Annotated in this window: 20 protein-coding genes and 1 pseudogene; 6 read left to right on the top strand and 15 right to left on the bottom strand. The window is 59.9% G+C overall.

The window, feature by feature from the left end:
- Positions 1 to 2 precede the first annotated feature (2 nt).
- Both ACIO0C_RS22140 and ACIO0C_RS22135 read right to left on the bottom strand, forming a co-directional pair.
- Positions 3 to 362 carry an MmcQ/YjbR family DNA-binding protein gene (locus ACIO0C_RS22140; RefSeq protein ID WP_401315238.1) on the bottom strand — a complete coding sequence of 120 codons (360 nt, stop codon included), beginning with the start codon at positions 360 to 362 and terminating at the stop codon, positions 3 to 5.
- Positions 359 to 1,267, bottom strand: a complete 909-nt coding sequence (locus ACIO0C_RS22135) for a LysR substrate-binding domain-containing protein (protein WP_401315237.1) — start codon at positions 1,265 to 1,267, stop codon at positions 359 to 361. Before ACIO0C_RS22135 ends, ACIO0C_RS22140 begins: the two co-directional genes overlap by 4 nt.
- A 131-nt stretch (positions 1,268 to 1,398) precedes the next feature.
- Between ACIO0C_RS22135 and ACIO0C_RS22130 the strand changes: the two genes are divergently transcribed.
- Positions 1,399 to 2,010: an FMN-dependent NADH-azoreductase gene (locus ACIO0C_RS22130; RefSeq protein WP_401315236.1), complete on the top strand. Its 612-nt coding sequence runs from the start codon at positions 1,399 to 1,401 to the stop codon at positions 2,008 to 2,010.
- 168 nt (positions 2,011 to 2,178) lie between these two features.
- A complete protein-coding gene (locus ACIO0C_RS22125; RefSeq protein WP_401315235.1) occupies positions 2,179 to 3,216 on the top strand; it encodes an alpha/beta hydrolase family protein in 1,038 nt (345 codons plus the stop codon).
- 105 nt (positions 3,217 to 3,321) lie between these two features.
- Here the strand turns inward: ACIO0C_RS22125 and ACIO0C_RS22120 are convergent, their stop codons facing one another.
- Both ACIO0C_RS22120 and ACIO0C_RS22115 read right to left on the bottom strand, forming a co-directional pair.
- Positions 3,322 to 4,518 carry an MFS transporter gene (locus tag ACIO0C_RS22120; RefSeq protein WP_401315234.1) on the bottom strand — a complete coding sequence of 399 codons (1,197 nt, stop codon included), beginning with the start codon at positions 4,516 to 4,518 and terminating at the stop codon, positions 3,322 to 3,324.
- Between the two features lie 212 nt (positions 4,519 to 4,730).
- The gene (locus ACIO0C_RS22115) at positions 4,731 to 6,317 is read right to left on the bottom strand and encodes an ABC-F family ATPase (RefSeq protein ID WP_175389941.1); all 1,587 of its coding nucleotides are present in this window, start codon (positions 6,315 to 6,317) and stop codon (positions 4,731 to 4,733) included.
- A gap of 491 nt (positions 6,318 to 6,808) precedes the next feature.
- Between ACIO0C_RS22115 and lpxO the strand changes: the two genes are divergently transcribed.
- The gene (gene lpxO, locus ACIO0C_RS22110) at positions 6,809 to 7,708 is read left to right on the top strand and encodes a lipid A hydroxylase LpxO (RefSeq protein WP_401315232.1); all 900 of its coding nucleotides are present in this window, start codon (positions 6,809 to 6,811) and stop codon (positions 7,706 to 7,708) included.
- Positions 7,709 to 7,826: 118 nt separating this feature from the next.
- Here lpxO and ACIO0C_RS22105 read toward each other — a convergent pair whose 3' ends face one another.
- Positions 7,827 to 8,687, bottom strand: coding sequence for a Ku protein (locus ACIO0C_RS22105; protein WP_401315231.1), 861 nt, complete (start codon positions 8,685 to 8,687; stop codon positions 7,827 to 7,829).
- A 191-nt stretch (positions 8,688 to 8,878) separates the two neighbouring features.
- On the opposite strand from ACIO0C_RS22105, the gene ACIO0C_RS22100 reads away from it, so the two are divergent.
- Together ACIO0C_RS22100 and ACIO0C_RS22095 are read left to right on the top strand one after the other, a co-directional pair.
- Complete coding sequence (locus tag ACIO0C_RS22100; RefSeq protein WP_401315230.1) at positions 8,879 to 9,223, top strand: hypothetical protein; 345 nt, start codon at positions 8,879 to 8,881, stop codon at positions 9,221 to 9,223.
- Between the two features lie 34 nt (positions 9,224 to 9,257).
- Positions 9,258 to 10,409 carry a PQQ-dependent sugar dehydrogenase gene (locus ACIO0C_RS22095; RefSeq protein WP_401315228.1) on the top strand — a complete coding sequence of 384 codons (1,152 nt, stop codon included), beginning with the start codon at positions 9,258 to 9,260 and terminating at the stop codon, positions 10,407 to 10,409.
- A gap of 68 nt (positions 10,410 to 10,477) precedes the next feature.
- On the opposite strand, the gene eco is transcribed toward ACIO0C_RS22095, so the two are convergent.
- A complete protein-coding gene (gene eco / locus ACIO0C_RS22090; RefSeq protein WP_401315227.1) occupies positions 10,478 to 10,960 on the bottom strand; it encodes a serine protease inhibitor ecotin in 483 nt (160 codons plus the stop codon).
- Positions 10,961 to 11,263: 303 nt separating this feature from the next.
- Here eco and ACIO0C_RS22085 point away from each other — a divergent pair, with 303 nt between their 5' ends.
- On the top strand, positions 11,264 to 11,536 hold the full coding sequence (locus ACIO0C_RS22085) for a DUF1652 domain-containing protein (RefSeq protein ID WP_401315225.1): 273 nt from the start codon (positions 11,264 to 11,266) through the stop codon (positions 11,534 to 11,536).
- Between the two features lie 116 nt (positions 11,537 to 11,652).
- On the opposite strand, the gene ACIO0C_RS22080 is transcribed toward ACIO0C_RS22085, so the two are convergent.
- From ACIO0C_RS22080 to ACIO0C_RS22040, 9 genes and pseudogenes are all read right to left on the bottom strand, one after another.
- Positions 11,653 to 11,922, bottom strand: a complete 270-nt coding sequence (locus ACIO0C_RS22080) for a DUF2790 domain-containing protein (RefSeq protein ID WP_401315223.1) — start codon at positions 11,920 to 11,922, stop codon at positions 11,653 to 11,655.
- A 362-nt stretch (positions 11,923 to 12,284) separates the two neighbouring features.
- Positions 12,285 to 13,229, bottom strand: coding sequence for a carbohydrate kinase (locus ACIO0C_RS22075; protein ID WP_401315222.1), 945 nt, complete (start codon positions 13,227 to 13,229; stop codon positions 12,285 to 12,287).
- Between the two features lie 13 nt (positions 13,230 to 13,242).
- Positions 13,243 to 14,739, bottom strand: coding sequence for a xylulokinase (xylB, locus tag ACIO0C_RS22070; RefSeq protein ID WP_401315221.1), 1,497 nt, complete (start codon positions 14,737 to 14,739; stop codon positions 13,243 to 13,245).
- Positions 14,740 to 14,811: 72 nt separating this feature from the next.
- Positions 14,812 to 16,284, bottom strand: coding sequence for a mannitol dehydrogenase family protein (locus ACIO0C_RS22065; protein WP_401315219.1), 1,473 nt, complete (start codon positions 16,282 to 16,284; stop codon positions 14,812 to 14,814).
- A gap of 15 nt (positions 16,285 to 16,299) precedes the next feature.
- The gene (locus ACIO0C_RS22060; RefSeq protein ID WP_401315218.1) at positions 16,300 to 17,403 is read right to left on the bottom strand and encodes an ABC transporter ATP-binding protein; all 1,104 of its coding nucleotides are present in this window, start codon (positions 17,401 to 17,403) and stop codon (positions 16,300 to 16,302) included.
- A 49-nt stretch (positions 17,404 to 17,452) separates the two neighbouring features.
- Positions 17,453 to 18,283, bottom strand: coding sequence for a carbohydrate ABC transporter permease (locus ACIO0C_RS22055; protein ID WP_401315216.1), 831 nt, complete (start codon positions 18,281 to 18,283; stop codon positions 17,453 to 17,455).
- 10 nt (positions 18,284 to 18,293) lie between these two features.
- Positions 18,294 to 19,193: a carbohydrate ABC transporter permease gene (locus ACIO0C_RS22050; protein ID WP_401315340.1), complete on the bottom strand. Its 900-nt coding sequence runs from the start codon at positions 19,191 to 19,193 to the stop codon at positions 18,294 to 18,296.
- Between the two features lie 142 nt (positions 19,194 to 19,335).
- The gene (locus ACIO0C_RS22045) at positions 19,336 to 20,646 is read right to left on the bottom strand and encodes an ABC transporter substrate-binding protein (RefSeq protein ID WP_401315214.1); all 1,311 of its coding nucleotides are present in this window, start codon (positions 20,644 to 20,646) and stop codon (positions 19,336 to 19,338) included.
- A 248-nt stretch (positions 20,647 to 20,894) separates the two neighbouring features.
- Positions 20,895 to 21,377 (bottom strand): annotated as a pseudogene (locus tag ACIO0C_RS22040) (helix-turn-helix transcriptional regulator); the annotation flags it as partial.
- Positions 21,378 to 21,478 lie beyond the last annotated feature (101 nt).

Below are 21,478 nucleotides of genomic sequence, written 5' to 3'. Positions count from 1 at the left end.
AGCTAGAGCAGCAGTCCGACTTGCGTGCGCTTGGGCAACTTGCTCACCACCAGTTGATGAGAACGCGTTAGCAAGCCTTGCAGTTCCTCGGTGCCAAGCGGGTAGGGCGTGGCCATGATGATCCATTGGGCCCGCGCCAGATAAGGCGCCGGGTGAATGCCCGGACGGTCGCAGTGCCCGAGAAACAGGTCCTTGTCGACCTTGAACGCCAGGGACTCGCCGCGCAGGTTCTGCAAGGCGAACATCTTGTTACCGGCAATCGAAAATACCCGCACGCCACCCCATTTGTAATCTTCACGGGCACCCGGCAATGCCAGGCAAAAAGCCGCCACGTCGGCCTCGTTCATGCGTCCTGCCTTCATATCAAGCGATCCCCGCAGGCATTGAATGTTTCGATCAGATGGTCGAGCCAGGCACGCACGGCCGGCATCACGCCGCGCCGATGAGGGTAGACCGCCTGCAGCCAGCCCCCTGGCAACGACCACTCGGGCAGTAACTGTACCAGTGAGCCGTTTGCCAGTTCCTGTTCGCAATACATCATCGGCAGCGTGGTAAAACCCTGGCCGGCCAGTGTGCAAGTCTTTCGCACGATGAAGTCGTCGATGCCCAATCGCGCTTCAAGGGCCAGGTCGTATTTTTTGCCCTGGCGATCGACCAGGCCAATGTGCACAAGGCGATCGGGCTCAAGGGCGCCGAGCACAGGCAGGTTTTTCAGGTCATCGGGGTGATTGATCTCAAGCCCCTGGAGGAAGGCGGGGCTGGCGACCATCAGCATCTGCGCCTGGCGCAGGCGGCGGGTTACCAGCAACGGGTCTTCATCGCCCGGCTCGCGTACGCGCAACGCAACGTCCACGCCTTCGGTCACCAGGTCTACGCGACGATTGACCAGCATCACCTCCAGCTGGACTTGAGGGTATTTCTCCAGAAAGTTGCTGATCACCCCCGGCAGCATTTCGTGTGCCAGGCCGACCGGGGAAGAGACCCGCAAGCGCCCGCGCGGTTCGCTGGACATGCTGGCCACGGCTTCGTCAGCCATTTCCGCTTCCAATAACATTGCCTGGCAGTGGCGCAGATAGCGCTCGCCTACAGCAGTGAGTTTCAGTTGGCGGGTGGTGCGTTGCAGCAAGCGTGCACCCAGGCGCTCTTCAAGTTCGGCAATGCGCCGCGACAGTCGTGACTTGGGAATCCCCAGCAAACGTCCGGCGGCCGCGAAGCCGCCGGCCTCGACGACTTTGGCGAAGTAATAGAGGTCATTAAGGTCTTGCATGGGTGCATTCTCGATCGTTCTATCAGTGAGACAAACTATCGCATTGTTGCACGCTAATCAGCTATTGGTTTCGTCTGTAGGATTGTCCCCATCAGATCGCCCTCGCGGCGATCCTCACCTGGAGATCCCACATGAAACTGCTGCATATCGATTCGAGCATTCTTGGTGACAACTCGGCTTCCCGTCAGCTGAGCAGCGAAGTCGTCAAAGCCTGGCAAGCCGCTGAGCCGTCCGCCGTGGTGACCTACCGCGACCTGGCTGCCGACGCTATCAGCCATTTCTCTTCGACCACCCTGGTTGCAGCGGGTACCACCGCTGAACTGCGCGACGCCGCCCAACAGCACGAAGCCCAGCTGAGCGCGTCAACCCTGGCCGAATTCCTCGCCGCCGATGCCGTGGTTATTGCAGCGCCAATGTACAACTTCACCATCCCGACCCAACTGAAAGCCTGGATTGACCGCATTGCCGTTGCCGGCCAGACCTTCCGCTACACCGAAGCCGGCCCTGAAGGCCTGTGCGGTGGCAAGAAAGTCGTGATCGTTTCGACTTCCGGTGGCCTGCACGCCGGCCAGGCAACCGGTGTTGCCCACGAAGACTACCTGAAGGTGCTGTTTGGTTTCATCGGCATCACCGACATCGAGTTCGTCCGTGCCCACGGCCTGGCCTACGGTGACGAAGTGCGCGGCAAAGCCATGAGCGATGCCCAGGCGCACATCAGCGAGCAGTTGTTCGCCGCCGCGTAAGGCTTGGGTAAAGACCCGCTGCCGCTGCAGGCAATCCCCAAAAAACTCTGTATTCTGTTCACGCAAGTGGCAGATGCGGAGTTTTTTGTTTCTGGCTGTTGCAAATTGTGGTCCGAGTTATGCAGTCGAGGCTTAACGACTCCGTTCCGGTAGCAGGTGGGGCATCCTATGGTGCGTCTTTGTGCAGGTTTACTGATCTGTCTGCTCGCCAGCCTGAATCCAGTGCACGCAGCACCTGCACCGCATCCTCACTGGAGCGTCGGTTTTCATGAGATGAGTTTTCTTGACCCGCTCGATTTGCAACCGATGCGTGCCATTGCCTTTTATCCTTCGAGCGCCAAGGAACACTCCAGCAGGCTTGAGGGTTACACCGTCGAAGCCGGCGAAGACACCAAGGTCGCCATAGGCCGGTTTCCGATGCTGATGCTGTCCCATGGCAACACCGGCACGCCGTTGGCCCTGCATGACCTGGCCACGTCGCTGGCACGCAAGGGCTTTGTAGTGGTGGCGGTGATTCATCCGGGCGACAACTCAAAAGACCACAGCCGCCTGGGCACCTTGAGCAACCTGTATGGACGGCCGATCCAGATTTCCGAAGCCATCACCGCGACGCTGGGCGATCCCATGCTCGCACCCTACGTCAATCCCGAACAGGTCGGGGTCATCGGTTATTCGGCGGGCGGCGAAACGGCGTTGATACTGTCCGGCGCGACCCCGGACCTGGATCGTCTGCGCCGCTACTGCCAGGAACGCCCGGACGACCGTGATGCCTGCAATACCCAGGGTGAACTGATCGTCGACCGCGACGATTTGCAGCCGGTGGCCGATCCGCGGGTCCATGCGTTACTGCTGATGGCGCCACTGAGCCTGAAGTTCGGCCGTCATACCCTGGCCGATGTGCATGTCCCGGTACTGCTTTACAGTGGCGATGGCGACAAGCTGGTGGCTCCCGACAAGAACGCCGCTGCCCTGGCGCGCAAGCTGCCCGTCGCACCCGACTTCAAGCTGCTCGCCGGGGCCGGGCACTTCGTGTTCATGGCGCCATGCAATGACGAACAGATCGTCATCATGCCGGCGCTGTGCACCGATGCCGAGGGTGTCGATCGCGTGGACATTCACCGCAACCTGATCTTCGAAGCCGGGCGCTTTTTCTCCCGCACGTTGGGCAGGGCGACGCGGGCCGGGATGCAGACCGCCGATCAATGAATGACGACTAGAGGTTTAATTAAAACAACGATGGCACTCTGCATTAATTGATGCGTAATATTGCCTGTCCTGTATTCTGAAATACTTTTTTTGTGTGTAGTTATTTTAACTGGCCGGGTTTGCAGCTTGGCGTGACAACAGTAAAGTGAGACAAAATGCGGTCACCGACAGCAACGCCGCGCAAAAGAAAATCCACGAGTACCCCAGACTCAACGCCACCGCCCCCATCAACGGACCGGCAATCGCCAACGCCAAATCGAAAAACACCGCATACGCGCTCAGGCCGGCACCGCGACTGGCATTAGGCACCTGCTTGATCGCCTCGACGCCCAGGGCCGGATACACCAGCGACAGACCGAATCCCGTCAGGCCAGCACCGATCAACGCATAGCCGGTCGACGGCGCCAGCCACAGCAGCACCAGGCCGATGGTCTCGATGCTCATGCAGGCAATGGCCGAAGTGAAGCCGCCAAAACGGCTGATGCTGGAAATGAACAACAACCGGGCCAGGATGAAGCACACTCCGAATACCGTCAGGCAATACGCCGCGCCGCTCCAGCCACGATTGATGTAATACAAGGTAATAAAAGTGGTGAGGGTGCCGTAGCCGATCGAGGCCAGGCTCAGGCTTGCGCCAAAGGGTGCAATGCGCCCGAACACCGCCCAGAACGGCAGACGCTCGCCACGAATGACCGGCACCGACGGTTTGTTGCGGATCAGCAGCAGCGCCGCCAGGGCCATCAGCGACAACGCGATGCCCAGGCTGGCGAACCCCAGCTGATCGACCATCACCACGCCCGCCGGCGCGCCAATGGCAATGGCGCCGTAGGAAGCGATGCCGTTCCAGGAGATCGAGCGTGCGGTGTGTTCGGCACCGACCTGGCCCATGCACCAACTGATAGTGCCAACACCGATCAGTCCCTGGGCGATCCCTAGCAGCAGGCGGCCGGCGATCAGGATCAGCAGGCTGAGAAGGGGCAAGCTTTGCAATAACACCGACAGCAAGGTCAGCCCGCCGCTCAAGACAATCCCCGACAGGCCATAAATTATCGCGCGCTTGGTACCGACATTGTCCGACATGCGCCCGGCCATGGGCCGGCTGAGCAGGGTGGCCAGGTATTGCGAGCCTATGGTCAGCCCGGCGACCACGGCGCTGAACCCGAGCTGTTCATGGACATACCCCGGCAAGACCGCAATCGGCAGGCCGATGCAGAGGAAGGCGACGAAGGTATAGAAAACGATGGAAACGATCTGCAGGGTGATCGCCATGGCGCTTTGCGGTGGCTGTTCTTGCGCAGACATGAGGGCTCGTTCGCGGGCGGCGGTGGGAGAACTGCATGATGGCGTGACCGTGAAATAAAAGAAAGCAGGCTAACTAATTATCGCTGTTCTTGAGGGCCTCTTCGTCGGAACGCCGCCAGGAGCAAGCCCACCAAAATCCCATCTGTGAAATGCAAAAAGCCCTGTCACATGGACAGGGCTTTTCACTCGCAGCTAAAGGCTTGAAGCTGCCCTTAGAACACCACACCCTGGCTACGCAGGTAATCGTCATAGGTGCCGCTGAAGTCGGTCACGCCGTTAGGGCTCAACTCGATGATGCGGGTAGCAAGCGACGACACGAACTCACGGTCGTGGCTGACGAAGATCAGCGTGCCCGGGTAGTTTTCCAGCGCCAGGTTGAGCGCTTCGATCGATTCCATGTCCAGGTGGTTGGTCGGTTCGTCCATCACCAGCACGTTCGGCTTTTGCAGGATCAGCTTGCCGAACAGCATGCGACCTTGCTCACCACCGGAGATGACCTTGACCGACTTGAGGATCTCGTCGTTGGAGAACAGCATCCGCCCCAGGGTGCCACGAATGATCTGCTCGCCCTGGGTCCACTGGCCCATCCAGTCGAACAGGCTGACGTCGTCTTCGAAGTCGTGGGCGTGGTCCTGGGCGTAGTAGCCCAGTTCCGCGCTTTCGGTCCATTTCACCGAGCCGGCGTCCGGGGTCAGTTCGCCCATCAAGGTACGCAGCAGGGTAGTCTTGCCGATACCGTTCGGGCCGATGATCGCCACGCGCTCGCCGGCTTCGACGGTGAAGCTGAAGTTCTTGAACAGGGTCTTGCCGTCGAAGCCCTTGGACATCTGCTCGATGGTCACGGCCTGGCGGTGCAGCTTCTTGGTCTGTTCGAAACGAATGAACGGGCTCACGCGGCTCGATGGCTTGACTTCGGCCAGCTGGATCTTGTCGATCTGCTTGGCACGGGAAGTGGCCTGCTTGGCTTTCGAGGCGTTGGCCGAGAAGCGGCTGACGAAGGTTTGCAGTTCGGCGATCTGGGCTTTCTTCTTGGCGTTGTCCGACAGCAATTGCTCACGGGACTGAGTCGCCGCGGTCATGTACTCGTCGTAGTTGCCCGGGAACAGGCGCAGCTCACCGTAGTCCAGGTCGGCCATGTGGGTGCAGACGCTGTTGAGGAAGTGACGGTCGTGGGAAATGATAATCATGGTGCTGTTACGCGCCGTGAGAATGGTTTCCAGCCAACGAATGGTGTTGATGTCCAGGTGGTTGGTCGGTTCGTCGAGCAACAGCACTTCCGGATCGGAGAACAGCGCCTGGGCCAGCAGCACGCGCAGTTTCCAGCCTGGCGCGACTTCGGTCATCGGGCCGAAATGCTGTTCCAGGGGAATACCCAGGCCCAGCAGCAATTCACCGGCGCGGGATTCGGCGGTGTAGCCGTCCATTTCGGCGAACTCGGTTTCCAGCTCGGCCACGGCCATGCCGTCGGCTTCGCTCATTTCCGGCAGCGAGTAGATGCGATCGCGCTCGGCCTTGACCTTCCACAGCTCTTCGTGACCCATGATCACGGTGTCGATCACGGTGAATTCTTCGTAGGCGAACTGGTCCTGGCGCAATTTACCCAGGCGCACGTTCGGTTCCAGCATGACCTGGCCGCCGGACGGCTCGAGGTCACCGCCCAGGATCTTCATGAACGTCGACTTGCCGCAACCGTTGGCGCCGATCAAGCCATAGCGGTTGCCGCCGTTGAATTTGACCGAAACGTTTTCGAACAACGGCTTGGCGCCGAACTGCATCGTGATGTTAGCTGTAGAAATCAAAGGTTTTTCCTGCGAAGCATTCAGAGTAGCTAGGGTTGCGGCAGTACCGATTCAGTACCTGTTCACGCTGTTCGACCATGGGACATGCATCCCGGTCAGCAGCGCAAGATCCATCTGGCAATAAGTGGACAGCAGCATAAGGAGCGCTTGGCCCGAGTCAAAGTGCGCTGAGGCCGGGAATTCCCGTCATCAACCAAGGGGGGCGCGTAAAGTTTGGCGGCGATTGTACTGGTCTGGCTATATAAACGATAGGGCAATAAGGCCGCACCGACGCATTGACGGTATCAACGGACAGATTTTCACATCTGAAAGCTAACAATTGGTTACAGGCGATGGCTAAAATGCCATCTTTCACTTGATGCCAAACGTTGGCATCGGCTCAAGGACGGTCCTTCGGGACAGTTTTCTGGTTTTCAAACGCTGCGCAAGCTCCACAGGTGATTTGGTTGCCAGGGGCGCAGTTTGTTCACCTCTGACGTGTGACGATTTCCGTGAAACTCATCATTGCCGCTGTCTACGTAGTATCCATCGCGTATGTCCACCTGCGCGGTCGCGTACGCCACAAGCTGGGTCGCCAACTGAGCGACCACTCGACGTTCCTGGCGCCGATCAATTGCTTCCTTTATCTGTTCTCGAAGATCCCCAACAAACCGTTTCTCAACCCCACGGATTTTCCCGACCTGACGCCGCTGCAGACCCATTGGCAAGAAATTCGCGCCGAAGGCCAGAATCTGCTGAAGGCGGGGGAGATCAAGCGCTCCAATGATTACGATGACGTCGGCTTCAACTCCTTCTTCAAGACCGGCTGGAAACGCTTTTACCTCAAGTGGTACGGCGACAGCCACCCGTCGGCCATGAAGCTGTGCCCGCGCACCACCGAACTGGTGCAGAGTATCGGCTCGATCAAGGCGGCGATGTTCGCCGAGTTGCCGCCGGGTTCGAAACTGGTTCGCCATCGCGACCCCTATGCCGGTTCCTACCGGTATCACCTGGGCCTGGAAACGCCCAATGATGCCGGTTGCTACATCAACGTCGATGGCCAGAGCTATCACTGGCGCGACGGTGAAGCGGTGATGTTCGATGAGACGTTCATTCATTACGCAGAGAACACCACTGACCAGAACCGCATCATCCTGTTTTGCGATGTCGAGCGTCCGATGAAGTATCGTTGGGCTGCTGCGTTCAATGGCTGGTTCAGCCGCCATGTGATGTCGGCAGCCGGTGCGCCCAATGAAGCGGGTGACAGGACCGGAGGCCTCAACCGCCTGTTCGGCAGGATCTACAAGATCCGCCTGCGCGCCAAAGCCTTGAAGAAGCGTAATCGCAAGCTTTATTACCTGCAGAAGTGGGCGTTCTTTGGTGGGTTGCTGGCGATTTTTGTTCTGGTCTGATTCATTCGTTTGTCAAACTGACGTCATCGCGGGCGAGCTCGCTCCCACAGGTTTTGTGAACGCCGCCTATCACCGTGGGAGCGGGCTCGCCCGCGATGGGGCCGGAAGGTCCGGTACATCATTTGCTAACTTTTTTCCTCGCAACCGGTTTAGTCGTTGACTTGGCCTTGGCAGCAGGTTTGCTCCCCCCCTTGCCACCCAGACTGCGCTTGAGCAACTCGGTCAAATCAATGACATCCGCCGTCTTGCGTTCCTCTTCGCCAGTGGCGGTTTCAACATCCTCGATCTTGCCTTCATGCGCCTTCTTGTCCACCAGGGCCATGATCTTGTCTTCGAATTCGTCCCGGTAATCGTCCGGCGACCACTCGACACTCATGTCCTCTACCAGGCGCTTGGCCATGTCCAGTTCGCCCTTGGCCAATTCGGCCTTGGTCACGTCCGGGCCTAATGCCAGCTCGTCCAGGCTGCGCACTTCCGCCGGCCAGCGCAGCTTCACCAGAACCATCGCCGACTCCAGAGGCATCAAGGCCGCCAGGTACTGGCGGGTATGCAGCACGACGCGGGCCAGCGCGACTTTGTTGGTCTTGGTCAGGGTTTCGCGCAATAGGGCGTAGACCTTGCCGCCGCGCTTATCCGGTGCCAGGTAGTAGGGCGTGTCGATGTTCTGCAGGGGGATCTGCTCGCTGTCGACGAAGGCAAAGATATCGATGGTCTGGGTCGACAGCGGATGCGCCGAGCGAATCTCCTCTTCGCTGAGCACCACGTAGCGGCCCTTTTCGTATTGCACGCCTTTGACGATGTGCTCTTTGGTGACTTCCTTGCCGGTGACTTTATTGACGCGCTTATAGCCCACCGGGTCCATGCTGCGACTGTCCAGCCAGTCGAAATCCACCCCTTGGGAGGATGTCGCCGAAACCAGCGCCACAGGGATATGCACCAACCCGAAACTGATCGCGCCTTTCCAGATTGCCCTTGCCATGGTCGTCTTTCCTAAAGTGATGTTCAGGTGACCTTGGGCCTGGCGCAAAAGTTTCCGCGGCCTGCAGGCCCGCCTGGCGGTGCATCAACCTCGTGTTACATCTTGCCGGCAAGTTTGGGTTAACAAATGCGAACCCCAGGCGTAGCGTGCTATCGAAGACTTAATTCACGCATCCGTCGCGAGGCTCGCCCATGAACCGATGTGTACCTGGCCTTGTCGTGCTGGCATTGAGCGGCGTACTCGGCCACCTGGCCCAGGCCGGCGTCGCTTCACCCGACACACCGTTACAGGTGGTGCAAAACCTGCCGGGCAGTACCCACAACAATCCCTACAACAGCCCGATCCGCCGGGCCAACCCCAACAGCATGCAAGGCAGCCAGCCCAGTGCCCCGGCCATCCGCGGGCCGAATACGGTGCCGGTACCGCGGCCGCCGACCCTCGACAACGGCGGCATTGGCAACCGTTATCCGCAGAGTCCCTCGGTGCCCGCCAGTCCCCCGAAGTTCATTCCCAACCCACCTCCCCGCAGCCCTTGAACGGTTACCCATCCTCAGACAAAAGGAATCGTGCATGTTGTGTAAAAGCCTCCTGGCCGCCGTCTGCGCCGGCACCCTGTTAGCCATCGGCGCGCCTGTACTGGCAGCGACTGCTCAAGAAATGCAAAGCGAGCAGGGCACCCTTGAGGTGACGCCTATCGCCACAGGACTTGAGCACCCCTGGGCGTTGGCCTTCCTGCCGGATCGCCAGGGCATGCTGGTCACGGAGCGAGCGGGCAACCTGCGCGTAGTGACCGCCGAGGGCAAGTTATCAGCGCCGCTCAACGGCGTGCCCAAGGTCTGGGCCAAGGGCCAGGGCGGCTTGCTGGATGTGGCGCTGTCACCCGACTTCAAGCAGGACCGGATGATTTACCTGTCCTATGCCGAAGGCGGTGGCCAGGGTGGCAAGGCAGGCACCGCAGTCGGCCGTGGCCGGCTGTCCGAAGACCTGACGACGCTGAAGGATTTCCGGGTGATCTTCCGCCAGGAGCCCAAGCTCTCGGTGGGCAACCATTTTGGTTCGCGGCTGGTGTTCGACCGGGACGGCTATCTGTTCGTTACCCTGGGGGAAAACAACGACCGACCCACCGCCCAGGACCTCGACAAGTTGCAGGGCAAGGTCGTCAGGATCTATCCGGACGGTAATGTGCCCGACGACAACCCCTTTGCCTCCCAGGCCGGCGTGCGCCCGGAAATATGGGCCTACGGCGTTCGCAACCCGCAAGGCGCGGCGCTCAACCCCTGGACCGGCACGCTCTGGGAAAACGAACACGGTCCCCTGGGCGGGGATGAGGTCAACATCATCGAACGCGGCAAGAATTACGGTTGGCCGCTGGCCACCCATGGCGTCAATTACTCGGGTCAGCCGATTCCCGAAGCCAAAGGCAAAACCGCCGAAGGCACCCTCGGGCCGCATCATGTCTGGGAAAAATCCCCGGGTCTGAGCGGTTTGGCGTTCTACGACGGCGACCGTTTCAAGGCCTGGCAGCACAACGCGTTCATGGGTGCCTTGGTGACCCGGGAGCTGATCCGCCTGCAGTTCGACGGCGACAAGGTGATTCACGAAGAGCGCTTGCTGGGCGAGCTCGACAAGCGCATCCGCGATGTGCGGCAAGGGCCGGATGGGTATTTGTATGTGCTGACCGATGAAGAGAATGGGGCGTTGTACAGGATCGGGTTGAAGTAACGCTCACCCGGTCTCCCGCGTGTGGAAACGATCGGGGTCTGAGTTGGGGCCCGATGTACAAGTGGCAGTTATTCCTCGACAGCCTTCTCGACCTTGCTCGAGGCCGACCAGACCCGGTAGCGAACCTCGACGTCCTTGGGCACATAGAGCACGATCGGCAGTTTGCTGTTGTAGCGCAGCATGAAACCGTCACCGACCACCGGTACGAAATCCTGTTGGCGCTTGCCATCCGGGCAGGCCATCAGCGTACTCATCGGGCCGATGACTTTTTCCAGGCGGTAGAACGGATACCCCCAACCTTCGAGGTTCTTCTCTTCGAGAATGCCGCCTAGGCGTTGGCGGTTGCAGTCGACCTCCAGGGTCTTGCCAGCAAGGATCTGGACCTGGAAGTCGTCTTCACGGGTTTGCGGGGCGAGATGAATGACCTGGCGGGTGAAACCACTTTCCGGCTTCGGGAAGGGCGCAACTTCTTCGAGTTTTGCCCCGTGGACAATGCTCGACAGCGTGACGGCGATTAGCCCGACGGTGGTGCTGAGGGTCGATGAACCCATGATGCCTCCTTGCGTAAATGTGGGGTGAGCGAATACTGAATTGGCTGGCCGTTATTCTCGACGGCGGCAGTGGCCAATGCAAATCCTACGCCTCAGAGTGCAAATTGCAGGGCCGCCAAGGGCCTTTTTCGCAATTTGCATGAGCGTTTTTGCGAGATCTTACAATAAGTCCTTGAATTACCGATGAACTGCACTGCGAAATTCAAGGCATGTTTTATGCTGTATCTGTTCTTAAGCTGACCGGGATTTCATATGAGTCAGTGTCGATGGTTAATTGGCAGTCTCACAACGGAGAGGGTCGCCATGTTTCTTTCTGCCTTGGAACTTCGCAATATCATTGAAAGCAGTTTTCTCCCGAGACGCTGTCAATGCACGCTATCGCCTGATTTGTCCATGACTGTAAAAGTGTTTGCGGATGGGGAAACCGATCAGATCGATCTGGTGAAAACCGGGATAAACGCCCAGCAACTCAATGGCTGTCGGGAAATCAACGAACTGATAGCCACGCTGCGTTACGATCTTCAGCATCACCACACGGAACCCGGAAATACCCAGGGGATGCGCAAAGCGCTTTAAATCTTCGTTTCAAGTTCCGCCAGTGCGCGCCGGGTCTGGTAAAGCGCCAGACCCTGCGCCAGCAACCAATCGGGCAACACGCCCCAGGTCAGCAAGGAACTGTTCCCTACTTTTCCTCAGTTCTGATAACTGCAAGCGTCGGAAAGTTTTCGATAGGCGATTTCTTCAGGTTGGCCCGATTGTGAGTCGATGTACTTCATCGTCGCGGTAATCACTTCGCAGTCCAGGGTGGTGGGTTCGCTCAGCGCAATCACTTTGCCCACGTGCAATGGCATGCCGTAGTGGTAGGAAGGCACGTTTTGTGTGGAGGTGTCATTGGCCTGTGCAACGCCGGTCGATGATGCACAGACAAGGGCGATTGAAACGAGCAGGGCGCGCGAGTTCATGGGGCAATCTCCAGTGCGGATGCAAGTTAGCTCGACGTGTCGTCGAACCTGCCGCACTGGTCGTCAGAGGGCTCCGAGGGCGTGCGGTCCAGTAAAGTGTTGGACTACGCGATTAAGCATTGGTTAACCCGGCTGAACGCCACCTGTCGTACTGCCACTACCGTTCGGCGGCATTTATCAATTTAAAGCGGTCACTATTGAGACTAAAGTCGTCTTCAGTGAGAAAAAGCCTTCTGCCATCATTGCCGCTCACCCCGCGTGTTCACTTCAGCCCGGTCCTCTACAGGAGCGGATGAAGGCTATTTCTGGCTGATTGCGCCCTGGCGCAATCGCTGCATTTGCGTGGGAGCGATCAAATCAACTCAACGCATCTCCACCTCATGCCGATACGGCAAATCCGGCCCGGTCTTGCTGCACGTCAGCGCAGCCGCCTGCACCGCAAACCTCACCATCGAGTCGATCTGCTGGCGACTCAGTTGCCGTACCCCCTCGACCGAATCCAGCCGCTGTTCGGTCAGCCAGGCAATCAACGCCGCCTGGAAGGTATCGCCGGCACCCACGGTGTCGGCGATGATCACCGCGCAGGCCGGCACCGACCATGAACCGTGGTCCCGACTGAATACCGTCGCGCCTTCGCCACCACGGGTCAGGAACACCAGCTGGCAGCGGTGTTGCAGCCAGCCCTCGAACACCCGCGCCGGGTCCTGCCCGGGGTACAGCAGGCTTAGATCCTCATCGCTGACCTTGATCAGATCGGCATGCTCGGCCAGGGCGGCAACCCGCGAACGCCACAGCTCGATGTTCGGCTCCGGGTTAAGCCGCACGTTCGGATCAAGGCTGATCAGGCGCTTTGCGCTTTCCCGGCGTACCAGCTCCAGCAGCGTGTCGGCAATCGGTTGCACCACCAGGGAAAACGAACCGATGTGCAGGCCGCGCACTTGCAGCCCCAATGTCGGTAGATGCCCAGGTTGCAGTTGCCGATCCGCGCAGCCTTCGCCGCGGAAGCTGTAGTGCGGCGAGCCATTGGCCCCGACCGCGACCATCGCCAGGGTGGTTGGTGCGGCAAACTCCACCAGATAATCCGTGCACACGCCTTCTTCCTCCAACACCTGGAGCAAGCGCCGGCCGAGGTAGTCAGTGGACAAGCCGGCAAACAACGCAGCTTCCACGCCCAAACGACGCAAGCCCACCGCAACGTTGAACGGCGAGCCACCGGCGATGGCCTTGAAATTCACTTTTGAAGCCAGGCCGCTGGCGTCGTTTTCACTAAAGAAATCGAACAGCGCTTCGCCACACACCAGATACATAGTTGTTCGCTCTTTATAGGGTTGCGACATGTTGTCGATAGCGTTCGTAGGCCAACCGGGTGGCCGCCACGTTTTCCGTGATCGGCATGGTTTCACTGGCCGGGTCGAGCTTCACACAGCGCTCGCACAAATCCGCCAGGCTATCCTCATGTCCGTCTGCCAGGGACTTGCACCAGGCCGCCTGAATCGCCGCACCAAGGGCAGCGGCTTCGCTTTGCTCGGGGCAGACGACTGTCATGTTCATCGTGTCGGCGACGATCTGCCGCCACACCGCGCTCCTGGCGCCACCACCGATCAGGCAGATGCGCAGGCTTTGTAAGCCATTGTGGCGCAGCAGGTCCAGTCCGTAACGCAAACCGAAGGTCGTGCCTTCCACAACGGCGCGACACAGGTTGGCCCGGGTCAGGTTGGTCATGGTCAGTCCCAGTAGGCTGCCGGTGGCATGGGGCAGGGCAGGGACGCGTTCGCCGTTGAGGAACGGCAGCATGCTCACCCCTTCGGCGCCGATGGGGGCCTGGGCAACGAGGGCATTGAAATGCTCGATATCCAGATCGAACAATTCTCGAACCAGCCCCGTGGCGTTGGTCAGGTTCATGGTGCAAATCAACGGCAACCAACCGCCGCTGGATGAACAGAACGTAGCGACTGCCGCGTCCACGCTGACTTTCGGTTGCTCGGCATAGGCGTACACGGTGCCGGACGAGCCGAGGCTCATGGTGATCGCACCCGGTTTGATGTTGCCGGTGCCGATGGCGCCCATCATGTTGTCGCCACCGCCGCTGGACACCCGTGCGTGCGGGTTGATGCCCAGGTGTTCGGCGATGCCCGGCAGCAGCGTGCCGACGGCTTGATGGGCATCGATCAGTTCCGGCAGCGCAGCCTGCAGACGCCCGCTGGGGTCGATGTCGCGAAGTAGCTGCACATCCCATTGGCGGGTGCGCACGTTGAAGTAACCCGTGCCCGAGGCATCGCCGTACTCGCTGCAGCTGCGACCTGTGAGCCAGTAGTTGAGGTAGTCGTGGGGCAGCAGGATGTGCGCGATGCGCGCAAACACATCGGGTTGCTGTTCCTGGGTCCAGAGCAGTTTTGAAACCGTGTAGCCCGGTGCAATCACCACACCGAGACGTTCCAGAGAGCCTTTTTCGCCTCCCAGATGTTTGAGCAGTCGATCGTTCTGCGCGGTGGTTTCGGTGTCGCACCAGAGCTTGGCCGGGCGCAGGACCTGGCCTTGATCGTCGAGCAGCACCAGGCCATGTTGCTGGCCGGAGACGCCGATGCCGAGGATGTCCTGGCCATCGACCTGCGCTGCCAGCAATGCTCGACGGGTGGCAAGGCTGAATGCCTCCAGCCATTGCGCCGTGTCTTGCTCACGGCGACCGTTGGCGCCGCTGATCAACTTGTGCGCGGCGGCGCCCTGGCCCAGGACCTGGCCGCTTAGCGCATCGAGGATGATGGCTTTGGTGCCTTGGGTGCCGCAGTCGATGCCGAGGTAGAGTTGTTGGTTTGTCATGCAAGATCCTTGGTGTGTCAGGTCTATCTCGGTGAGTCCATTCGCGAGCGGGCAGTAGTTACACCACCGACATCACGCCAGAACCCGCTCCAGCGTGCGCGTCACCCCAACATCGCGCAAACTGTTGCAACACCACTCAAACGCAGCCACGAACTCCGCCGAACGTGGAATCTGCGTACCAAAAATCTCCTCGACCGCCAGCAACCGCTGGGTAATCAACGCATCTTCCGCCACCAGCGCCTGACAGAACGGCGCCCTTGGGTCGGCAATGGCGTAAGTCTCGCCATGCTCATCCACCCCCTTCAAATACAACGCCCACGCTGCAACGACCAGCGCTGCGCGTTTGGTTTCCCGGCCATCGGCAATCAAGCGGTTGATGGTCGGCACGGTGAATTTGGGAAACTTCGACGAACCGTCCGAGCACACGCGCTCCAGCTGATCGGCAATCGCCTGGTTGGAGAAGCGTGCTACCAGGGTGTCTTTGTACTCGGTGAGGTCGATCCCCGGCACCGGCGACAGCTGCGGCGTCACGTCCAGGTCCATGTAGGCACGCATGTAGCGCACGAACAGCGGGTCGTTCATGGTCTCGTGGACGAAGCGGTAGCCCTTGAGGAACCCCAGGTAGGTCAGGGCCAGGTGACTGCCGTTGAGCAGCTTGATTTTCATTTCTTCGTAGGGGCTGACGTCGTCGGTGAACTGCACGCCGACCTTTTCCCAAGCCGGGCGGCCGTTGACGAACTTGTCCTCCAGAACCCATTGCGCGAACGGTTCGCAGACCACCGGCCAGGCGTCGTCGACCCCGTGCCGGTCGGCCAGTTGCTGGCGGTGTCGGGTGCTGGTCATCGGCGTAATGCGGTCGACCATGGCGTTGGGGAAGCTCACGTTGCGTTCGATCCAGTCGCGCAGATCGGCATCCAGCAGGGCGGCGAAGGCCAGCAGGGCGGTGCGGGTGACCGCGCCGTTGTGCGGCAGGTTATCGCAGGACATCAAGGTGAATGCCGGCGTGCCTGCCGCGCGGCGTTTGGCCAGGGCGGCGCAGAGGAAGCCGAACACGGTTTTCGGGGCGTGCGGGTTCGCCAGGTCGTGCTGGATCGGCGGCAGATGGGCCATGAACTCGCCGTTGCTGTCATCGATGCAGTAGCCACCCTCGGTGATCGTCAGCGAAACGATGCGGATCTCGGGGCTGGCGAGTTTGTCGATCAGCGCATGGGCATCGTCTTCGGCCAGCAGCATGTCGCGGATGGCTCCGATGATTCGCACTTGGGTATCGTCGGTATCGCCGAGCTCGAACAAGGTGAACAGGTAGTCCTGTTGTTGCAGATCATCCCGGGCCCGGCGATCTTCGCCGCGCAGACCGACGCCGCAGATCGCCCAGTCCAGGCCTTCGCCCTTGTTCATCAACGCATCGGTGTAATACGCCTGGTGGGCGCGGTGGAAGCCGCCGACGCCAATGTGCGCAATGCCTTGGCGGGTGTCGCTCAGGGCGTAGGCGGGCCGGGCCACCTTGGGTGCAAGGCGCTGCAGGTTGTGTTTATCGAGTTTCATCACAGGCTCTCTGAATCAGGCGGCGACGCGCAACGGGCGGGTCATCGCCACGCCGTCGGCATCGAATAAATGACAGTGGCTGGCATCCAGGTGCAGGCTCAAGGTCTCGCCGTAGCGGCTGGCCAGGTCGCCGCGCACACGCAGGGTCAAGGCTTCGCCGTTTGCTGTGCGCACGTGGCAGAAGGTATCGCTACCCAGGCGTTCGCTGACGTCAGCGGTGACCTGCAGCGTGCAGTCGCCGGGTGCGGCCAGTTCCAGATGTTCCGGGCGAATACCCAAGGTAACTGCGCTTCCGGCTTTCAGGTTGGCGCCACCGAGCGGCAGGCTGATGCGGGTACCGGCATCCAGTTGCACTTCGCAGCCCTGGCCGTCGACGCGGCTGACCTGACCCTTGAGGAAACCCATTTTCGGTGTGCCGAGAAAGCCTGCGACAAACAGGTTGGCCGGTTGGTGATAGAGGTCCAGTGGCGAGCCGACCTGTTCGATTTTGCCGCCATTGAGCACCACGACTTTATCGGCCATGGTCATCGCTTCGACCTGGTCGTGGGTCACGTAGATCATCGTGGCTTGCAGGTCTTTGTGCAGGCGCAACAGCTCAAGGCGCATCTGCACCCGTAGCGCGGCGTCGAGGTTGGACAGTGGTTCGTCGAACAGGAAGATTTTCGGATTGCGCACGATGGCGCGGCCAATCGCCACGCGTTGGCGTTGGCCACCTGACAGTTGTTTGGGCTTGCGCTCGAGCATCGGTCCGAGCTCAAGGATGCGCGCCGCATCAGAGACTTTCTTCTCGACCTCGGCTTTCGGCACCCCGGCCAGGTCGAGGGCAAACGACATGTTCTTGCGCACGCTCATGTGCGGGTACAGGGCGTAGGTCTGGAACACCATCGCCAGGTCGCGCTTGGCCGGGCTGACTTCGGTGATGTCGCGGCCGTCGAGCTCGATGGTGCCGCCGCTGACTTCTTCGAGCCCCGCGATCAGGCGCAGCAGGGTGGATTTACCGCAACCGGACGGGCCGACGAACACCACGAACTCCTTGTCGTTCACTTCCAGGTCGATGCCCTTGATGATGGAAAAGCCTTCGAAGCCTTTTTGCAGATTCTTGATTTTCAGGTTGGCCATGAGGATGGGCCTCCGTTTGTAGTTATTCGGTTGAGCCGGGCATACGGATTCATTTCACGGCGCCGAACGACAGCCCGCGCACCAATTGTTTCTGGCTGATCCAGCCGAAGATCAGGATCGGCGCGCAGGCCAGGGTCGAGACCGCCGACAACTTGGCCCAGAACAACCCTTCGGGACTTGAGTACGAAGCGATCAACGCGGTCAGTGGCGCGGCGTTGGATGAGGTCAGGTTCAGCGACCAGAATGCTTCGTTCCAGCACAGGATCAGCGACAGCAGCACGGTCGAGGCCAGCCCACCCTTGGCGATCGGCAGCAGCACCCTGACCATCTCCTGCCACAGCGTCGCACCGTCCAGGCGGGCGGCTTCGAGGATGTCTTTCGGAATGTCCTTGAAGTAGGTGTAAATCATCCAGACCACGATCGGCAGGTTGATCAGGGTGTAGATCACGATCAGCGCGATCCGCGTGTCGAGCAGGCCGAAACTCTTGGCCAGCAGGTAGATCGGCATCAGTACGCCCACCGGCGGCAGCATCTTGGTAGACAGCATCCACAGCAAGGTGCGCTTGGTGCGCTGGGTTTCGTAGAACGCCATGGAGTAGGCTGCCGGCACCGCGATCAGCAGGCACAGGGCCGTGGCGCTGAAGGAAATCACCACGGAGTTCCAGGCGAAACTGAAGTAGTCGCTGCGCTCGTTGATGTGCAGGTAGTTTTCCAGCGTCGGGGTGAAGATGAACTGCGGCGGTGTGGCGAACGCATCGATTTCGGTCTTGAAGCTGGTCAGCACCATCCAGAAGATCGGGAAGAAGATCAGGATCGCGATGGCCCAGGCCAGGGTGCCCAGCAGCAGGCTTTGCAGGCGACGGGATTGTTGAAGAGTCATGGCGCGGGCCTCAGGCTTTGTCAGTCAGGTTTTTGCCGATCATGCGCACCAGCACGATGGCCGCGATGTTGGCGATCACCACCGCGATCAAGCCGCCCGCCGAGGCCATGCCGACGTCGAACTGCACCAGCGCCTGGTTGTAGATCAGGTACGCGAGGTTGGTCGAGGCGTAGCCGGGGCCGCCGTTGGTGGTGGTGAAGATCTCCGCGAACACCGAGAGCAGGAAGATGGTTTCGATCATCACCACCACCGCAATCGGTCGCGCCAGGTGCGGTAGCGTCAGGTGCCAGAAGATCGCAATGGGCCCGGCGCCATCGAGGCGCGCGGCTTCCTTCTGCTCCAAGTCCTGCGACTGCATCGCCGTCATCAGGATCAGGATCGCGAAGGGCAGCCATTGCCACGCGACAATGATGATGATCGACAGCAGCGGGTAGTGCGCCAACCAGTCCACCGGTTGTGCACCGAACAGTTTCCAGACGTAGGCGAGAATCCCCGACACCGGATGGAAAATCAGGTTCTTCCAGATCAGCGCGCCAACGGTGGGCATGATGAAGAACGGCGAGATCAGCAGTACCCGCACGATGCCGCGACCGAGAAACTCGCTGGCCTCCAGCAGGGCACTGATCAATACACCGAGCACCACGCTGATCAGCAACACACTGCCCACCAGCAACAGGGTATTGGTGGCTCCTGGCAGGAAACCGGAGTCGGTCAGGAAGTAGTCGAAGTTCTCCAGCCCGACGAATTCGTTTTCACCCGGATTGAGCAGGTTGTAGCGAATCAGCGAAAAGTACAGGGTCATGCCCAGCGGCACGATCATCCACAACAGCAACAAGGCCACCGAGGGGCTGACGAGGAACCAGCCGGGGTTGGCCACGCGACTTTTGCGCTGGGGTTGGACAATGTCCATGTGAGCTTTGGCAGTTGAAATATTCATGATGATCAGAACCGATTGGGAACATCCTCTGTAGGAGCGTGGCGGGCCCGCGCAAAGCGGTGTGTCAGGCATACCGCTTTCGCGGGCAAGCCTCGCTCCTGCAAGGGGGACGGGATTATTTTGGATACCCGGCGCGCTTCATCTCGCGTTCGGTGGTTTGCTGGGCCGCGGCCAGGGCCTGGTCGACCGTGGTCTGGCCGATCAACGCTGCCGAGAACGACTTGCCAACCTGGGTGCCGATACCCTGGAACTCTGGAATGGTCACCAACTGAATGCCGATATACGGAACAGGTCGGGCGCCTGGCTGGCCCGGGTCCGCCGCCTTGAGCGACTCCAGCGTGACCTTGGCAAATGGCGCCGCGCTTAAGTAGGCCTCGCTGTAAGTCGAGGCGCGGGTGCCTGGCGGCACGTTGGCAATGCCGTCTTCTTGTGCCACCAACGCAGCGTATTCCCTGGACGTGGCCCAGGCACTGAAGGTTTTCGCCGCGTCCTTGGCCTTGGAACTGGTCGGGATCGCCAGTGCCCAGGAGTACAACCAGGCCGAGCCTTTATCGGTGACCTCGTGGGGCGCGTAGGTGAAACCGACGTGGTCGCTGACCTTGCTCTGGGTCTTGTCGGTGACGAACGAGCCGGCGACGCTGGCATCGACCCAGATCGCGCATTTGCCGCTGTTGAACAGCGCCAGGTTTTCATTGAAGCCGTTGCTCGATGCCCCAGGTGGTCCGGATTTCTTCATGGTGTCGACGTAGAAGTTCAGCGCGTTCTTCCATTCGGGTCCGTTGAATTGCGCTTTCCACTGCTCATCGAACCAACGTGCGCCGTAGGCGTTGGCCACGGTGGTGACCAGCGCCATGTTCTCGCCCCAGCCTGCCTTGCCGCGCAGGCAGATACCGTACTGTTCCTTATCCTTGTGGGTGAGTGTGTTGGCGAATTCGGCGATCTGGGTCCAGGTCGGGCGCTCGGGCATGGTCAGGCCGGCGTCCTTGAACAGGTCGGTGCGGTAATAGGTGATGGAGCTTTCAGCGTAGAAGGGCAAGGCATACAGCGACCCCTTGACGGACAGGCCATCGCGCACCGAGGGAAAAACATCGTCGAGGGCGTAGCTGGCCGGCAAATCCTTCATCGGCTCCAGCCAACCTTTCGCGCCCCACAGTGCGGCTTCGTACATGCCGATGGTCAGTACATCGAACTGTCCACCCTGGGTGGCGATGTCAGTGGTCAGGCGCTGACGCAGGACGTTTTCTTCGAGCACCACCCAGTTGAGCTTGATGTCCGGATGCTCGGCCTCGAAGGTTTTCGAGAGCTTTTGCATGCGAATCATGTCGCTGTTGTTGACGGTGGCGATCGTCAGGGTCTGGGCGCCAAGGCTGACGCTGCTGAGGGTCATGCAGGTGAGGGCAAGCAGAGCTTTTACAGAAGGTTGCATCGTGCACTCCTTTTCTGCACCCGAAGGCCACAGAAGGACAGTTATTGTTTTTGTATCTTCCGACGGCTGGAAGAATGTGCGCTGATTACAGCCTTCTATTGAGGGCGAGACAAATCATCCATCGCACTTGGATTGATACTATTTTGCACTGGGGTTTTCGTGGAGAAGTGCAGAGAACGGCGTTTGTGCCGCTGATGCGTTTCGAATGCGTACAGGTTTCATGGCTCCAAAAGCAAAAGATCTATTCGCTACCCCAAATTTTGCTCGGTCAATCGCTGCACCACCAATCTGCGGTAATGCGAAGGCGTCATGCCCTTGAGCTGCTGAAAACGCCGGTTGAAGTTGGAGATATTGTTGAAGCCTGACTCGAAGCACACGTCGGTCACCGGTTTGTGGCCATCGGCCAGCAGTTCGCAGGACTTGCTGATGCGCAGGCGATTGACGAACTCGATGAAGCAGCGCCCGGTGGCCTGCTTGAACACGCGGCTGAAGTAGGTCGGCTTCATGCCCAGATGCTCGGCGACTTCCTCCAGCGGCAACTCGCGGGCGTAGTGAGCGAAGATGTAATCCACCGCGCGGTTGGTGCGATCGATGTTGTGTTCGTCGGCCAGTTGCGGCGTCGTGGCACCGGACAGCAGTTGATAATCTTCGCAGGCCGCCAGCAACTCCAGCAGTATGAAAAAGTGCCCGAGGCGGGTCATGCCCAGGGTGTCGGCGATGCGCTGCATAAGGTCCATCGTATCCGCTCCATGAACCCCACATTCCAAGCGGATAGCTGACAGCTGATGCTGTGCTCCCGATTTCCATCAGGAGCCCGTCACCATGATGCGTC

The organism is Pseudomonas sp. NPDC087336 (assembly GCF_044744285.1).
In the GTDB taxonomy this organism is placed as follows: domain Bacteria; phylum Pseudomonadota; class Gammaproteobacteria; order Pseudomonadales; family Pseudomonadaceae; genus Aquipseudomonas.
The sequence above is the reverse complement of the archived record's forward strand: the minus strand, read 5'-3'. Positions and strand labels throughout refer to the sequence as shown.

Bases quoted from the DNA above. Each gene is read 5' to 3' on its own strand.
- ACIO0C_RS22045 (WP_401315214.1), bottom strand. From the start codon at position 20,646: ATGCAACCTTCTGTAAAAGCTCTGCTTGCCCTCACCTGCATGACCCTC.
- ACIO0C_RS22055 (WP_401315216.1), bottom strand. From the start codon at position 18,283: ATGACTCTTCAACAATCCCGTCGCCTGCAAAGCCTGCTGCTGGGCACC.
- xylB (WP_401315221.1), bottom strand. From the start codon at position 14,739: ATGACAAACCAACAACTCTACCTCGGCATCGACTGCGGCACCCAAGGC.
- ACIO0C_RS22135 (WP_401315237.1), bottom strand. From the start codon at position 1,267: ATGCAAGACCTTAATGACCTCTATTACTTCGCCAAAGTCGTCGAGGCC.
- ACIO0C_RS22080 (WP_401315223.1), bottom strand. From the start codon at position 11,922: ATGAACTCGCGCGCCCTGCTCGTTTCAATCGCCCTTGTCTGTGCATCA.
- ACIO0C_RS22095 (WP_401315228.1), top strand. From the start codon at position 9,258: ATGTTGTGTAAAAGCCTCCTGGCCGCCGTCTGCGCCGGCACCCTGTTA.
- ACIO0C_RS22050 (WP_401315340.1), bottom strand. From the start codon at position 19,193: ATGGACATTGTCCAACCCCAGCGCAAAAGTCGCGTGGCCAACCCCGGC.
- ACIO0C_RS22100 (WP_401315230.1), top strand. From the start codon at position 8,879: ATGAACCGATGTGTACCTGGCCTTGTCGTGCTGGCATTGAGCGGCGTA.
- ACIO0C_RS22125 (WP_401315235.1), top strand. From the start codon at position 2,179: ATGGTGCGTCTTTGTGCAGGTTTACTGATCTGTCTGCTCGCCAGCCTG.
- ACIO0C_RS22060 (WP_401315218.1), bottom strand. From the start codon at position 17,403: ATGGCCAACCTGAAAATCAAGAATCTGCAAAAAGGCTTCGAAGGCTTT.
- ACIO0C_RS22085 (WP_401315225.1), top strand. From the start codon at position 11,264: ATGTTTCTTTCTGCCTTGGAACTTCGCAATATCATTGAAAGCAGTTTT.
- ACIO0C_RS22105 (WP_401315231.1), bottom strand. From the start codon at position 8,687: ATGGCAAGGGCAATCTGGAAAGGCGCGATCAGTTTCGGGTTGGTGCAT.
- ACIO0C_RS22075 (WP_401315222.1), bottom strand. From the start codon at position 13,229: ATGTATCTGGTGTGTGGCGAAGCGCTGTTCGATTTCTTTAGTGAAAAC.
- ACIO0C_RS22140 (WP_401315238.1), bottom strand. From the start codon at position 362: ATGAAGGCAGGACGCATGAACGAGGCCGACGTGGCGGCTTTTTGCCTG.
- ACIO0C_RS22130 (WP_401315236.1), top strand. From the start codon at position 1,399: ATGAAACTGCTGCATATCGATTCGAGCATTCTTGGTGACAACTCGGCT.
- ACIO0C_RS22120 (WP_401315234.1), bottom strand. From the start codon at position 4,518: ATGTCTGCGCAAGAACAGCCACCGCAAAGCGCCATGGCGATCACCCTG.
- ACIO0C_RS22065 (WP_401315219.1), bottom strand. From the start codon at position 16,284: ATGAAACTCGATAAACACAACCTGCAGCGCCTTGCACCCAAGGTGGCC.
- eco (WP_401315227.1), bottom strand. From the start codon at position 10,960: ATGGGTTCATCGACCCTCAGCACCACCGTCGGGCTAATCGCCGTCACG.